Source organism: Pseudonocardia parietis (genome assembly GCF_017876315.1).
GTDB classification, from domain to species: domain Bacteria; phylum Actinomycetota; class Actinomycetes; order Mycobacteriales; family Pseudonocardiaceae; genus Pseudonocardia; species Pseudonocardia parietis.
This window is the reverse complement of the sequence record NZ_JAGINU010000001.1, coordinates 2,589,874-2,604,522: the sequence shown is the minus strand read 5'-3', so window position 1 is coordinate 2,604,522 and position 14,649 is coordinate 2,589,874. Positions and strand designations below refer to the sequence as shown.

The 14,649-nt window shown below is 70.5% G+C and carries 10 protein-coding genes and 1 pseudogene; 2 read left to right on the top strand and 9 right to left on the bottom strand.

Features of this window, described 5'->3' with window-relative positions; translation table 11 throughout:
• Positions 1-267: 267 nt before the first annotated feature.
• From JOF36_RS12320 to JOF36_RS12295, 6 genes are read right to left on the bottom strand one after another with little or no spacing between them, the layout of a single operon-like run.
• Entirely contained in the window at positions 268-1,578 is a 1,311-nt protein-coding gene (locus tag JOF36_RS12320; protein ID WP_210026881.1) for a benzoate/H(+) symporter BenE family transporter, read from the bottom strand.
• A gap of 46 nt (positions 1,579-1,624) precedes the next feature.
• The gene (locus JOF36_RS12315; RefSeq protein WP_210026880.1) at positions 1,625-2,866 is read right to left on the bottom strand and encodes a xanthine dehydrogenase family Fe-S subunit; all 1,242 of its coding nucleotides are present in this window, start codon (positions 2,864-2,866) and stop codon (positions 1,625-1,627) included.
• Complete coding sequence (locus tag JOF36_RS12310) at positions 2,863-3,729, bottom strand: FAD binding domain-containing protein (RefSeq protein WP_210026879.1); 867 nt, start codon at positions 3,727-3,729, stop codon at positions 2,863-2,865. Before JOF36_RS12310 ends, JOF36_RS12315 begins: the two co-directional genes overlap by 4 nt.
• Positions 3,729-4,508, bottom strand: coding sequence for an enoyl-CoA hydratase/isomerase family protein (locus JOF36_RS12305; protein ID WP_210026878.1), 780 nt, complete (start codon positions 4,506-4,508; stop codon positions 3,729-3,731). The genes JOF36_RS12310 and JOF36_RS12305 overlap by 1 nt, the downstream gene beginning before the upstream one ends.
• Before the next feature lies 1 nt (position 4,509).
• Positions 4,510-6,921 carry a xanthine dehydrogenase family protein molybdopterin-binding subunit gene (locus JOF36_RS12300; protein WP_210026877.1) on the bottom strand — a complete coding sequence of 804 codons (2,412 nt, stop codon included), beginning with the start codon at positions 6,919-6,921 and terminating at the stop codon, positions 4,510-4,512.
• A complete protein-coding gene (locus JOF36_RS12295) occupies positions 6,914-8,425 on the bottom strand; it encodes a class I adenylate-forming enzyme family protein (protein WP_210026876.1) in 1,512 nt (503 codons plus the stop codon). The genes JOF36_RS12300 and JOF36_RS12295 overlap by 8 nt, the downstream gene beginning before the upstream one ends.
• A 538-nt stretch (positions 8,426-8,963) precedes the next feature.
• On the opposite strand from JOF36_RS12295, the gene JOF36_RS12290 reads away from it, so the two are divergent.
• The gene (locus JOF36_RS12290; protein WP_210026875.1) at positions 8,964-9,530 is read left to right on the top strand and encodes a PadR family transcriptional regulator; all 567 of its coding nucleotides are present in this window, start codon (positions 8,964-8,966) and stop codon (positions 9,528-9,530) included.
• 587 nt (positions 9,531-10,117) lie between these two features.
• On the top strand, positions 10,118-11,815 hold the full coding sequence (thiC, locus tag JOF36_RS12285; protein WP_210026873.1) for a phosphomethylpyrimidine synthase ThiC: 1,698 nt from the start codon (positions 10,118-10,120) through the stop codon (positions 11,813-11,815).
• Between the two features lie 597 nt (positions 11,816-12,412).
• Here the strand turns inward: thiC and JOF36_RS12280 are convergent.
• The 3 genes and pseudogenes from JOF36_RS12280 to JOF36_RS12270 all read right to left on the bottom strand — a co-directional run bounded on the left by JOF36_RS12280 (position 12,413) and on the right by JOF36_RS12270 (position 14,607).
• A complete protein-coding gene (locus tag JOF36_RS12280) occupies positions 12,413-12,568 on the bottom strand; it encodes an STAS domain-containing protein (RefSeq protein ID WP_210026872.1) in 156 nt (51 codons plus the stop codon).
• An 892-nt stretch (positions 12,569-13,460) separates the two neighbouring features.
• Positions 13,461-13,697: a hypothetical protein gene (locus JOF36_RS12275; RefSeq protein ID WP_210026871.1), complete on the bottom strand. Its 237-nt coding sequence runs from the start codon at positions 13,695-13,697 to the stop codon at positions 13,461-13,463.
• A gap of 32 nt (positions 13,698-13,729) precedes the next feature.
• A pseudogene (locus JOF36_RS12270) lies at positions 13,730-14,607 on the bottom strand (manganese catalase).
• Between the last annotated feature and the right edge of the window lie 42 nt (positions 14,608-14,649).

Below are 14,649 nucleotides of genomic sequence, written 5' to 3'. Positions count from 1 at the left end.
CTGACCAACGTGTCGGGCGCCGGCGGCGACATCAGCCTCGAGCAGCCGGCCGTGCTGGCGCCCGAGGCGATCTTCGGCTTCGCCGGCCCACCCCTGAATCTCGCGCTGGACCGCCTCGCGGACCTTCATGCGGTCCACGTACCGGAGGTCGCGGCCCTCTGCCGGCGAGCCACACTGCCAGGCGACGAAGCGATTCAGGTCGGCGAACCGATCGAGGATGTCGGCTGCAGCGACTCGTCGGAGCGACGATCACAGCTCGTCGTACGCTCACCTGACCTCGGCCCGGACCCGAAAGTCGCCCGGTTCGAGGATCGCCGAGATCGCGACACCGGCGACGAGCGCCCAGAACGGGCTGGAGATCCCCAAGGGCGCAACCCCGCTCATCGCCACGACGAGCGCCGTCAGCGCGCCGATCCGGAAGCGACCGTCGCCGAACGCGCCACGGAACGACGAGACCAGCACACCGATCATCGCGAGCCCCGCGACGACCGACACCAGCTCGGTCGGCAGCGCCGTGACCGCGGTGACGGCGAACCCGGCGAGCACACCGAACGCGACGAACAGCATTCCGTTCACGACGCTCGCGGCGTACCGGGCGTCGGGGTCCGGTCCGGCCTGCGGGCCCGAGCAGATCGCCGTCATGGGGCCGGCGACGTTGGCGTTGTGGCCGCCCGTCAACGGAGCCAGCAGCCCGCCGACGCCGCTGGCGATCGTCATCGCGTTGATCGGTGGCCGGTAGCCCTGGCTGAGCAGCACGCCGTAGGCCTGGGCGTTCTCCGCGGCGATCACGAGAACCGCCAGCGGGATCCCGACGGCCAGGATCGCGCCGACGTCGAATGTCGGGGCCACGAGAACCGGCGCCGTCCAGCCGTCCACGGCGGTCGCCTGCGCGGCGAACCCACCCGTCACCGCGGCGGCGACCAACCCTGCCAGCAGTGCGCCCAGCGCTCCGGGCACCGCCGGGACGAACCTCGACAGCAGCAGGAACCCGGCCACCGCGGCCCCGACGATCCACGGCGCGGACTCGGCCGCCGTCACCACTCCGGTACCGAACCGGATCAGTGCCCCGGCGATCATCGCCATCACGATCGGTTGCGGCAGCCACCGGGCCACCGTGCCGATCAGTCCGGACAGCCCGAGCACGAGCACGATGAGTCCCGCGACGAGGAACGCCCCGACGACGGCGGAGAACGGGAACGTCGCCAGCGCCCCGACCACCAGGACCGCACCCGGGATCGAGTACGCGCCGACCACCGGGATCCGGTAGCGCAGCGCGAGGGTCAACGAGATCAAACCCCCGAACACGTAGATCCCGAAGATCCACGACGAGATCACCCCTCCGGCCAGGCCGTTCGCGGCGGCGCCGTCGATCACGATCAGCGCAGGGCCGGTGCAGCCGAACACGGCCGCGACCACCCCGGCGCCGATCGTCGCGGGGTTCAGCCGTCGGGGCAGGTCGCGCAGCCCTGACCGGATCCCGGGGCCCGGCTCGATCCGGCGGGGCGGCCGCGGTTCCGGGCCCGCGATGGGTTCGATGGGGGTGGAGCCCTCTGCGGGCTCCTCGGTGGGTGCGGTCATCGTGTCGCCTCCTCGCGATCACTTACCGGACTGGGGAGCCGGTCGGCTACCGGCGCCACAGGGTGCGGGCGCCGGCGAGACCACGGCGGGTGAGCGCGCGGACGGTGTCCCGGACGGTCCCCAGCACCAGGCGGAGCTGCGCACCCCGGCCGGGTTCGGTGACCGAGCCGGTCTCCGCGGCCTCGTCGAGGCTGGCCGCGAACTGCTCGAACATGCGGCGTGACACGTCCCCGGCCAACGCCCGGCCGAACTGCGCGACCCGGCCGGTGAGATGGACGTCGGCGTGTGCGGTCAGAACCGTGCCGCCGCCCGGCTCGGGCTGGGCACCCAGCACGACGTCGGCCTGGGTGGCGCTGCCGCCGGCGTCGGCGCCCTGGGCGTGGAATCGCAGCCGGTGCTCCCGCGGGTCGCGCTCGACGACCTGCGCGAGGCCGTCGAAGGACAGCTTCACCGGGCCGAGCGCGACGACGGCGCGCCCGCGGTACCGGTCACCGTCGAGCACCTCGGTGAGCCGGGCCCCGGGCAGACAGCGAGCGAGCAGGTCGAAGTCGTCGAGCACCGCCCAGACCCGTTCGACAGGCGAGTGGAGCCGGCTGGTCACGTCGACGACCGCCGACGGCGGCCCGGACGGGAGCCGCACCTCCTGCGGAAGCGCCGCCTCCGGGACGTCCGCCTCGGCCACGGCGGTTCCGGTCCCGCCCGCCGAGGCCCGCCCGACCAGCGTGTGCGCGCCGCACGCCCGTGGCTCGGGGATACCGTCCGGGTAGGTCTGCCGCACGTCGTCGACGGCTGCGAGGATGCCGCGGTAACCGGTGCACCGGCAGAGCACGCCGGACATGTGCTCGGGGAGCTCGTCGCTCACGACGTCCGGGGTGTTCGCGAGCAGGTCGTAGCTGCTCATGAGCATCCCCGGGGTGCAGAATCCGCACTGCAGGCCGTGATGTGCGGAGAACGCCCGCTGCAGCGGGTGCTGGTCGTCGGGCGTGCCCAGGCCCTCGACGGTCACGATCTCCGAGCCCTCGCACTGCACCGCGAACATCAGGCAGGCTCGGGCTGCTTCGCCGTCGACGAGGACGGTGCACATGCCGCAGACGCCGTGCTCGCAGCCGAGGTGGGTGCCGGTGAGACCGAGCTGCTCACGCAGCACGTCACCGAGGTGCGCGCGGGGCGGCACGGTGACCGTGGTCTCGGTGCCGTTCACCGTCATCGTGATCCCGGCGGTTTCGTCGGCGGCCACCCGGGCCCGTGGCTCCGCGGGACCCGTCCGCTTCGGCTCGACTGTGGTCATGAACCCTCTTTCCGGTCTCGGGCGCGGTGCAGCGCGCGGGACAGCTCGCGGGCGGCGAGCACGCCGAACAGCCGGCGTCGATAGCCGGTGGAACCGTGCGTGTCCCCTCCGGTATCGACGACGGCGTCGGCGAGCGCCGCGGTGGCCGGGCGCAGATCGCCCTCGTGCTCGATCAGCAGCGACGTGACATCCCGGGTCACGGCCCGGTCGGAGATCCCGAACCCGGTCAGCCGGGCATCGGTCACTCCGCCGTCGCCGCCGACCCGAACCCGGGTGACGACGCCGGCGAGCGCGAAGTCGCCGTGCCGCCGGGCGAGCTCGGCGAACCCGAACCCCTCGCCGGGACGGGCGAGGGGGAACGTCACCGAGACGACGACGTCCTCCGGGCCGGCCGCGGTGCTCATCGCACCGGTCACGAACTCCTCGGCCGGCATCCTCCGTCGTCCGGCAGGACCGGCCAGCTCGACCGTCGCCTCGAGGCAACACGCGATGGCGGGTAGCTCGGCGGCCGGGTCGGCGTGCGCGAGGCTGCCGCACACCGTGCCGCGGCTACGCAGCTCCCGGTGCCCGACGAACGGCATGGCCATTCCGATCAGCGGGACCGCGCGGGCCGCCCGGTCATGCTCGACCGCGCGCTGCCGCAACGCCGCGCCGACCCGGTAGCCGTCCCTGTCCGATGTGGCCGATGCCAGCTCGGGCACGGCTGTGATGTCGACCAGGGTGCCGGGACGGCCCAGCCGCATCGCAAGGACCGGCACCAGCGACTGACCACCGGCCAGTACTTTGCCGTCCCCGCCGGCCAGCTCGCCGAGCACGTCGTCGAGCCGGCCGGGGCGAACGTAGGCGAACGGTGCGGCCTTCATCAGCGGCCCGTGAAGCTGGGTGCGCGCTTCTCCCCGAACGCCTTGACGCCCTCGGCGAAGTCCTCGGTCGCCCGCAGCATGGAGTACGCCTTCCGCTCCAGCTCGATGCCGGTGTAGAGGGGCCCGTCGACTCCGCGGTCGAGCACCTCCTTGGCCGTGCGCAGCGCGGCCGGGGAGAAGCCGGCCATCTTCTGCGCCAGAGCGTCGACGTTCGCGTACAGCGCGTCGCGGTCGTCGGACAAGCCGGCCAGCAGCCCCCAGTCTAACGCCTGCTCGGCTTTGATCCGCGTCGCGGTCATGATGTGGAACTTCGCCCGGGACAGTCCGATCAGCCGGGCCAGGCGCTGGGTGCCGCCGGAGCCGGGGATCATGCCGAGGTTCATCTCGGGCAGCGCGAGCTGGGTACGCGGGGTGCCGAGGCGGATGTCGCAGGACAGCACCATCTCGAGCCCGACGCCGAAGCAGTAGCCGTCGATCGCGGCGATCACCGGCTTGGCGCTGCGCGCCGGCGCGGTGACGTCGTGTCCGAGGTCGGTGAGATCGATCGGATCGACCTCCATGAACCCGGCGATGTCGCCGCCGGAGGTGAAGTGCTCACCGTCCGAACGGACCACCACGACCCGGATCTGCGGATCCCGGTCGATCTCGGCGAATCGCTCGGCGACCAGCCGGCGCATCTCCATCGTGACGACCGTGTACTTCCCGTGGGACAGGGTCAGGTAGGCGACCCGCCCGTCGTGCTCGCGCTCCAGGACGACGTCGCCGCCGGTGAGTGCCATGTCAGGAGTTCTCCTTCTCGGTGAGCAGTTGGTGGAGTACCTCGCCGTGCAGCGGCAGGCGGGTGATGTCGATCCCGTGGGGCGCCAGCGCGTCGGCGACGGCGTTGGCGTAGGCCACCGGAAAGCTCATGGACGATCCCTCTCCGCAGCCCTTGGCGCCGAGCGGGGTCAGCGGTGACGGGGTCACCACATGGTCGGTACGCAGGTCGAATCCGGCCTCGGCACTGGTCGGGCACAGGTAGTCGAGGAACGTCGCCGCCGTCGGCTGACCGGAGTCGGCGTGCGTGAACTCCTCGTAGGCGGCGCCGCCGAGACCGTGTAGGAGGGCGCCGTACACCTGGCCGTCGAGCAAGGTCTGGTCGAGCACGGTGCCGGCATCGTGCACCGAGGAGACCCGGTCGATGGCGATCTCGAGCGTCTCCGGGTCGACGCGCACAGCGACGATCTCGGCCACGAAGCCGTAGCAGAGCGAGGAGTTGATCCGGTCGTCCGCGGTGGCGGCCCGGGTCTCTCGCGGGGAGAACTCGGCCTCGGCGTAAAGGCGGGCCGGGACGCCGTCGGGCAGCGACGCCGGATCCCAATGGACGACACCCGCCGCGTGCCGGAAGGCGACCGAGCGGCCGTCCGGGTGGACGACCTTCCCCTCGGCGAGGGTGAGCTCGGCGGGGTCGGCCTGTTCCAGCAGGGTCGCCCCGGCCGCCTTCACGGTGGCGGCGATGGTGTCCGCCGCGGCGACGACCGCGCTCGTGACGAGCGGCGCGAAGCGCGAGGAGTACGAACCGGACGTAACCGTCCACGGCGTCGTCGCGGTGTCCATGTCGACGACCGCCCGGACCTGCGCGAGTGGCAGCCCGAGCCGCTGCGCCGCGACCTTCCGCGCCACCGTGGCGTGCCCCTGGCCCTGCGGGACCGACCCCAGGAGCACGGTCACGATTCCCTGCAGGTCCACCGACATCCGGACGTGTTCGGTCGAGCCGGACTTGTCCCGGCCCGGCTTGCGGTCCTCGGCGGGGGTGGCCAGGCCGACGTAGCCGATGTTGGTGCCGGACGGGTCGACGACCAGTGCGGTACCGATGCCGTAGAAGGCGCCCTCGGCCCGGGCGGCCGCGCGCCGGCGCTCCAGCTCGACCAGGTCGGCGTTCTTCACCGCGAGGTCGAGCGCCGCGGCGTAGTCACCGGAGTCGTACACGCCACCGGTCGCCGTCTCGTGCGGGAACGAGGACACCAGGTTCCGTCGACGCACCTCGATGACGTCCAGACCGGTCGCCGAGGCGACCGCGTCCATCAGCCGCTCCAGTCCGAAGTAGAGCTGCTGGCCGCCGAAGCCCCGGTTCAGTCCGGTCGGCATCGTGTTCGTGACCACGGCACGAGCCCGGATCTCGACCGCATCGATGCGGTAGGGCCCGGTGATATTGCCGTAGCAGCGGTAGAGGGTGGAGGGCTCCGGCGGGCGCAGGTAGGCGCCAACGTTGTCGATCAGATCGGTACGCAGGGCCGTCACGGTGCCGTCGGCGTCGACGGCGGCGGAGAAGGTCATCGCCCGGTCCGCGCCGGTGGAACTCGCCATCAGGTGCTCGACGCGGTCCTCGGCCCACCGGACCGGGGTACCGGCGTGCTTCGAGGCGAGCGCCATCAGAACCACATAGGGGTAGATGCCCGCCTTGATCCCGAAACTGCCACCGATGTCGGCAGGTACGTGCAACCGCACCCGCGACGTCGGTACCCCGAGCGCGCCGGCCATGACCGGCACCATCGAGAACGGTCCATGGAAGTTCGCCCAGGACTCGACCGACGGGCCGTCGTTGCCCTCGGTCCAGTGCGCGATGACCGAATAGCACTCCATCGGCACCGACGAGTAGCGCGGGAAGTCGTACCTGCCGGTCACCACGTGCGCGGCATCGCGGAACCGTTCCTCCACCGGGCCGAACGAGAAGGTGCGGTCGGTGGCGACATTGGACCCGGCATCATCGTGCAGCAGCGGTGCGTCCGGCTCCAACGCCGCACGCGCCTCGGTGACTGCGCCGAGCTGGTCGTACTCCACGGCGACCAGCTCGGCGGCGTCCTCGGCGACGTACCGATCCGAGGCCACGACGACGGCGATCGGCTCACCGACGAAGCGCACCTTGTCCACGCCGGTCGGCAGGTACGGCATGACCGCCCCGGTCGACAGCGGGAACGGCCGCAGTGCGGCGCGCACCTCCTCCGGGCCGATCACCGCCGCCACCCCCGGGTGGGCACGGGCCCGGGACAGATCGACCGACCGCAGCCGGGCGTGCGGGCGGGTGGATCGCACGACGGCGGCGACCAGCGTGCCGGGGAGCGGGTCGAGATCGTCGAGGAACGCGCCGCGGCCGGTGACCAGCGCGGCGTCCTCGTCCCTGCTGGGGACCCAGTTCTGGGCATCGTCAGGCACGCGATTCTCCCTTCGGTCTGTACTCGCCGGCCACGAGCGTGCGACGCAGCGTCTTGCCGACCCCGGACCGCGGGACCGAGTCCACGGCGATCACCCGCTTCGGCCGCTTCAGCGAGGGCAGGTGTTGGCGCGCGTAGGCCAGGGCCTGATCGGCCGTGGCCAGCGGGTCGGCGCCGCGGACGGGGACCACGAACGCGGTCACCGCGTGTCCCCAGCGCTCGTCGGGGAGCCCGACCACGCAGACGTCGTCGATCCCGGGGCAGCGGGCCAGGACTGCCTCGACCTCGTCCGGGTAGATGTTCTCGCCACCAGAGTTGATCATGTCATCGGTGCGACCGGAGACCCACAGGTCGCCGTCCTCGTCGGCGATGGCCAGGTCACCGGTGTGATACCAGCCATCCCGGATGGCCTTGGTGTTCGCGTCCGGCCGCTGCCAGTAACCGCCGAACGCCTCGGGCGAAGCCATCGAGACGATCACCTGCCCCTGCGTCCCGCGCGCGACCTCCTCGTCGACCGGGGCGCCGACGTCGGGGGCGATCAGCCGCACCCGGGAGAACAGCCCCGCGCGACCTGCGCAGCCGGGCTTGGCGGCGACGTCGGGCCCGATGGTGAAGGTGTAGATCTCGGTCGAGCCGAAATGGTTGACGAACGAGGCCGGTGCGACCTGCTCGACCAACTTCTCGGCGAGCGACGGGGTCATGGCGGCACCGGCATAGGCCAGGTTGTCGAGCGCCCGGGCCTCGCCGAGCCGGCCGGTGCGCAGCAGCGACCAGTAGATGGTCGGCACCAGGTACAGGGAGCCGATGTTCTCGTCGAGGATTAGCTGCATCGACTCGTCCGAGTCGAACGCGGACTGTCCCACCCATGTGCCGCCGACGACGATGGAGGCGAGCAGGGTGCGCAGGCCCATCGTATGGAACAGCGGCATCACACCGAGGGTCGCGACGCCCTGCCGCTGCCGGGTCTGCATCACGTGCGCCACGGCGGAGTGGTGCTCGGCACAGTGCGTGCGCGGGACGCCCTTCGGCTTACCAGTGGTGCCAGAGGTGTACAGCATGACGCTGAGATCCGCGCCGTCCGGGACCACACAGACCGGGTCGTCCAGACGGGCCGCCAGCTCGTCCACAGCTGCCACGTCGCGCAGCAGCTCGCTCCTGCCGGCAGCAGCGACACGCTCAGCGTGCGCAGGGTCAGCGATCACCAAGCGAACGTCGGCATCACCCAGGCAGTACCCGAGCTCCTCGACCCCGAACCGGGTCGAGAGCGGCACCGAGACCGCACGAAGCTTCTGCACGGCCAGGTGCAGGCTCGCAAGCTGCTCACCCCCGTGCATCACCAGGCCCACGCGATCCCCCGGCGCCACGCCCAAGCTGCGCAGGGCCCCAGCCAGGCGGTCGGTCCGCGCGTCCCACTCCCGGTATGAGAGGCACCTGCCGGTTCCCCTGACCGCAGGCCGGCCGGGGTGGCGCTCGACCGCCCACCGCAGTGTCGTCACCAGGTCCATCGGACCTCCTCGTCATTCGTCTGTTTCAGACCATACGGTTCATACGGTATGGTGAGCAAGTCCGAGATCTCGCCGAACCGACCGCCGACCCGGTGCGCCCCCCGGGAGACGGGTCGCACGGGGGACAACGCCCGCACTGCAATCGAGTCGATATGCGATGCCGTTCTTGTCGACCACCTGGCCCACGCACCTCCGGGCACACCGGGAATGAAATAAGGACATCGGGAAAAAGAGGGTCAAATGTGCTACGCCGCGAGCTACTGACCACCCGCTGCGGGGCGGGCGCACTCCTCAGGCAGGTGCGCCCAGGTGTGCCCGGCCGATGGTCTCCAGCCCGTACACACTGGACGCCGATGGGCGGGTGCGGCCGCCCGCCGGGCCGGGTTCGGCGTGGAAGTCGACTCCGGGGTCCTTGACACACACCGCCGCTCGATGAGCCCTGCTTGGTGCGAGGTGGCCGTACAGCCGCGTTTCCTGCCCAGTGGCGCCCCGGGTTTAGAGTATGCGGAGCACCGACCACCACGGGGGGGGAGAGCAGATGCGACTGTCCACGACGTCGTATCTGGTCATGGGCATGATCGCGTTGCGCGGGCCCTCGACGCCGTACGACCTCAAGCGGGCGGTGAGCCGATCCGTCGGCTACTTCTGGCACTTCCCGCACGCACAGCTGTACTCCGAGCCGGAACGGCTCGCCCAGGCCGGACTGCTCGCCCTGGACACAGAAGATCGCGGAAGGCGACGCAAGACGTACTCCCTTACGAGCGAGGGGCGGTCCGCGCTGCGCGAGTGGCTCGCAGCGCCCACACCCGAGCACTTCGAGATGCGCGACGTCGCCGAGCTGAAACTGTTCTTCAACGAGGCCGGCTCCCCGGACGACGTTGGGAAGCTCGCCCAGGAGCAGATCCGCCAACACGAGGAACGGATCGCCGACTACGAGGACATGGTCGCCCGGCACGGCCGCGAAGAATGGGCCGAGCCGCGCATGATCACTCTCGAGCTGGGCCTGGAGATGGAGCACGCTGCACTGAGGTTCTGGACCGCGCTCGCCGGTGACGACCTCGACCGGCTCCGTCGCGAACGGACCGAACGCGACCCTCGCGGCTGACCCCGGGGCTCCGGCCCGTATGACCGGGAGCACTCGGAGGGCAGCCAGATTCCACCACAGGAGGCCCGACGGTCGCCGTCCCGGCGACCACTCCTCCCCCGGCAGAGGATCGGCGCGGTCAAGCCGCACTGCAACGTCAGTGGCCGGGGCGCTGATCGCCGAGTTGCCCCCTGCCACCCGCGAGGACGGCCCACGCCGGCGCGGCGTCCGCGGGATCGCAGCCGGGACGGGTGTGCGTCTGGTCAAAGCGCGGCCGGCGGCGCGCCTCCGCCGTGGACAGTAGTGAACCGTTTCTGGGTGCGACAGGGCGGACGCGGGAGCCAATCGGGCCCAGCGCAGCGGCTATCTGGCAAGGACGTCAGCGCCGATGCCGGCCACACTCGTGCGCCGAGTGGGTGGTGTGTGTCAGGGTGCAGTGGCTAGGGTTCTGCAGGAACGTCGAGGACCCCTTCTCGGCGACATCTTCATAGCCACGGGAGCTCGCGCGTGAGCGGGCTGAGAGGGCGGCTTTTCTCTCGTGCACCGAGAGATCGGCGCCGCCGACCGCTGAACCTGTCCGGGTAATGCCGGCGTAGGGAGGAACAGCCATGACGGCTCTGCACGATCGTACGGTCGAACCCCAGGTCACGACGGGCCCGATCCGGGGCTCGCGCAAGGTGTACATCGAGGGCCCCGACGACCTGCGGGTACCGGTACGCCGGGTCGAACTCAGCAACGGCGAGCACCACGACGTCTACGACACCTCCGGCCCGTACACCGACGACTCGGCCACGATCGATCTGCGCGCGGGCCTGCCCGCACTGCGGGCGTCGTGGGTCGCCGAGCGCGAGCCGGTGAACGGCGCGGTAACCCAGCTCGCGTACGCCCGGGCCGGCATCGTCACCCGCGAGATGCGCTACATCGCGATCCGCGAGGGCGTCGACGTCGAGCTGGTGCGCTCGGAGGTGGCGCGCGGCCGGGCGGTGATCCCGGCCAACCGCAACCACCCCGAGGCCGAGCCGATGATCATCGGCAAGAAGTTCCTGGTGAAGATCAACGCCAATATCGGAAACTCCGCCGTGAGCTCCTCCATCGAGGAGGAGGTGGACAAGATGGTGTGGGCAACCCGCTGGGGCGCCGACAATGTGATGGACCTCTCCACTGGCCGCGACATTCACAACACGCGTGAGTGGATCGTTCGCAACTCCCCGGTGCCGATCGGGACGGTGCCGATCTACCAGGCGCTGGAGAAGGTCGACGGCGACCCGGCGAAGCTGTCCTGGGAGATCTACCGCGACACCGTGATCGAGCAGTGCGACCAAGGCGTCGACTACATGACCGTCCACGCCGGCGTGCTGCTGCGCTACGTGCCGCTGTCCGCTAAACGGCTGACCGGGATCGTCTCCCGGGGCGGGTCGATCATGGCGGCGTGGTGCCTGGCCAATCACCAGGAGTCGTTCCTCTACACGCACTTCGAGGAGCTGTGCGACATCCTGCGAACCTACGACGTCACGTTCTCCCTCGGTGACGGGCTGCGGCCGGGATCGATCAACGACGCCAACGACGACGCCCAGCTCGCGGAGCTACGGACCCTCGGCGAGCTCACCCAGATCGCCCGCGCCCACGACGTGCAGGTGATGATCGAGGGCCCCGGCCACATCCCGATGCACAAGATCGCCGAGAACGTGCAGCTGGAGGAGCAGTGGTGCGACGAGGCGCCGTTCTACACGCTCGGCCCGCTGGCCACCGACATCGCGCCGGGCTACGACCACATCACCTCCGCGATCGGCGCGGCGACGATCGCCAAGGCCGGCACCGCGATGCTCTGCTACGTCACCCCGAAGGAGCACCTGGGGCTGCCCAACCGAGACGACGTCAAGACCGGCGTCATCACCTACAAGATCGCCGCCCACGCCGCGGACCTGGCCAAGGAGCACCCCCGTGTCCAATCCCGGGACGACGCGCTGAGCCAGGCACGCTTCGAGTTCCGCTGGCTCGACCAGTTCCATCTCTCCCTCGACCCGGACACCGCGCTCGCCTTCCACGACGAGACGCTGCCCGCCGAGCCCGCCAAGACGGCGCACTTCTGCTCCATGTGCGGGCCCAAGTTCTGTTCCATGAAGATCACACAGGACGTCCGGGACTACGCCGAAGCCCACGGCCTGACCAGCGTCGAGGCCATCGAAGCGGGCATGGACGAGAAGTCCACCGAGTTCATCGATCATGGCGGGCGCGTCTACCTCACGATCACCGACCAACACACACCCGGCCACGCACCCCCTGAGTCTGAAGACAGGCCCCATTGACGATCACCGCAGACATACCCGCTGCGACGCTCAGCGTCTCCGCTGCGTCCCCACACGCGGATCGGTATACGGGGCACGGGTTTGAGGTGCCGCTCTCACCACGCCGATGGCCGACCCGCTGTCCCGGGAGGCTGGACGGGCGGCGCCGAGCCAGCGCCGGCCGCGACGACGCTGGCGACGATCGACGTCGGAGAGGGTGGGTCGGGCCTGTACGACTTCACCGACAACCAGTGGTTCAACCCACTGCGCAGCAACCGGATCGTGGTGCGCGGCAGCCAAGGGGAGCTGGTGGACGACCGGGTCGTCCGCCTGGCCGACCCGGTCACCGCGGTCGAGTCGCACCTGGTGCGGCGCCAGACCGGGATCGATCTGAACCTCGAGGGCTTCGACCTGGACCACATCAGCTTCGACGGTCGGATCGTGTACCGGAACCCGTACCAGGGAGCGCGCCTGGCCGAGGACGACGGCTCGGTGGCCACCGCCGTGGAGCGAATGGGCGCCTGGTGCCGCGGCGAAGTCTGGGCAGTCCCAACTGTCGGTCGGCCTGGGTGGACGTGTGCACGCCGGCTGCGCCCAGGAACTCGAGCTCGGCCAGGTTCAGGGCGAGGAAAGTACTCCGGCCGCGCGTAGCTGATCGAGCAGCGTGCGCAGCGCGGGTGCGGTCGCCATGTCGAGGTCACCGCGCAGTCGGACCCGGCAGCGCGGTGAGGCTCGGTATACACGCAGCGACAGCCCCGGCTGCGGTGCTGTCATGGCTCGCCCCTGTCGGTTTCCGGGTCTTCGGACGCGAGGTGGGCGCGTCGTTCTTGTTCGCGTCGGCTGTAGGCGGCTTGGCGGACGGCGTCCTCGCTGGACAGCCCGGAACCGAGGGCGCCGGCGATGGTGCATCGAGGCGGACAGCCAGGTGATGATCGCGTACTCACCGGGACCGGAGGGGTGTCCGAGGGTGGATTCGAGCAAGGTGGGTGGGATGACGACCACGGCCGAGGCGAGGGTGACGGCATAGAGCAGCAGGTACATGTAGGGCACACCGACCGTGATGGTCAGCGCGGTGGCCGCGTTGTAGAGCACCGCTTCTGCGCGCAGCCGGTTGCTGGAGGGTCGTTCCCACAGGCCGTTGTCGATGATCAACCAGGCAATCATCGCCAGGAGCGCGAGGACGTTGACCAGCAGTAGCCGCCCGGTGCTGAACGCGTCGGCGAGCTGTCAGATGTTGGAGTAGAAGACTCCGAACGCGGCGCCCGCGGCCGCGCCGGCGATGGCGAGCGAGAGGTTGGGCACCAGCCGCCACGGCCGGTTGGCTCGGACCATGCCAATGAGCAGACGCAGCCGGCCGTGGGCGCCGTTGAGTGCGAGGTGTATGTCGATGCCCTCGTCGCCGGAGCTGATGTGCTCGACCGGGGCGCCGAGCCCGAGCGGCCGGTGGTCGCGTTGGCCGGCTCGGCCGTGGCCGCCCCCTCGCCGAGGGGCTTGGCGATCAGGTGCTCGGTGAGAAGGTGCATCAGCACCTTGCGGGCCTGGCGGCGCAGCCCCAGGCCACCCAGCGCGGGCAGCGACACCAGCCACCGGTGTCGGCTCCGTAGTCGGAGATGATCGGTTGGGTGCCGGCGCGTCGGGGCAGCTCGGTGATCAGGATGACCAGGTCTCAGCCCTGATCGATCATGGCCCGTTGTCCGATCTGCACCGAGGGCAACGTGCCGTGCTGGTCGAGTACCAGGGCGTGGGTGACGGTGTCGACCTGCCACCGGGCCCGCCCGCCAGTCTCCCGACCGAGCATGTCGGGCAACTCCCGGGCGAGGTCTTCGGAGAACTCGGCGGGCAGATCGGGGTCAGCGAGCAGGCCGACGACCACTGTGGGCGTGGTGGTCTCGCTGACGGTCATGGGTGATCACCTCACTGCGCGGCGTACTGCAGCTAGCGTTCGGTTTCCGCGTCGGCGCCCACGCGGGAGCCGGGAAGCTCCAGGTCGGGGGTGGTGGTGGCGAACAGTCGAGGGTCGCTGCGCGGTGGACCGGGCACACCGTCGACCGGATGGGGCCCGGGCACGGCGCTGAGTTCCCCGGTGCCGTCGGGGCGGCGCCACCGGCCCAGCGGCCTTGGGTGGAGGCTTCCCCGTCGGAGAAGGTGATGAACTGGTAGCCGACCTCAGCGGTCTCACGTTCGAGCGGGAACGCTCCCGGAACGGGTAGGTCCTCGATGCCGTCGGTCTTGAGCTGCTCGATCGCGGCCAGCCACTGGTTCTGGTGCATGTGATCGCGGGCGATCAGGAAGGCGAGCATCTCGCGTACGCCGGGGTCGTCGGTCATGTTGTACAGCCGCGCGGCCTGGAGTCGGCCCTGCATCTCGGCGTTGGCGTTCGAGTGGAAGTCGGCCATCAGGTTGCCGCTGGAGGTGATGAACCCGGAGTTCCACAGGTTGCCGCGGGAATCGACCGCCCGCCCGCCGGCGCCGGCCACGATCGCGGACTGGACGTCCATCCCGCCGATGACCGCGGCCACCGTGGGGTCGGACACCTCGTCGTGGCCGGGACTGTCCAGCGGGGCGCCTTCCATCAGTCTGGCGACCATGGTCGCCAGCATCTCGACGTGGCCGATCTCCTCGGTGCCGATGTCGTGGAGCATGTCCTTGTACTTGCCGGGCAGTCGGCAGTTCCACCCCTGGAACAGGTACTGCATCATCACCGTGATCTCGCCGTACTGACCGCCGATGAGTTCCTGGAGCTTGGCCGCATAGACCGGGTCGGACCGATCGGGGGCGGCCTGGTACTGCAGCCGCTGGGTGTGGGTGTACACGATTCTCCTCGCGCCGATGGAGGGCCCGGCGGCGGACGCCGT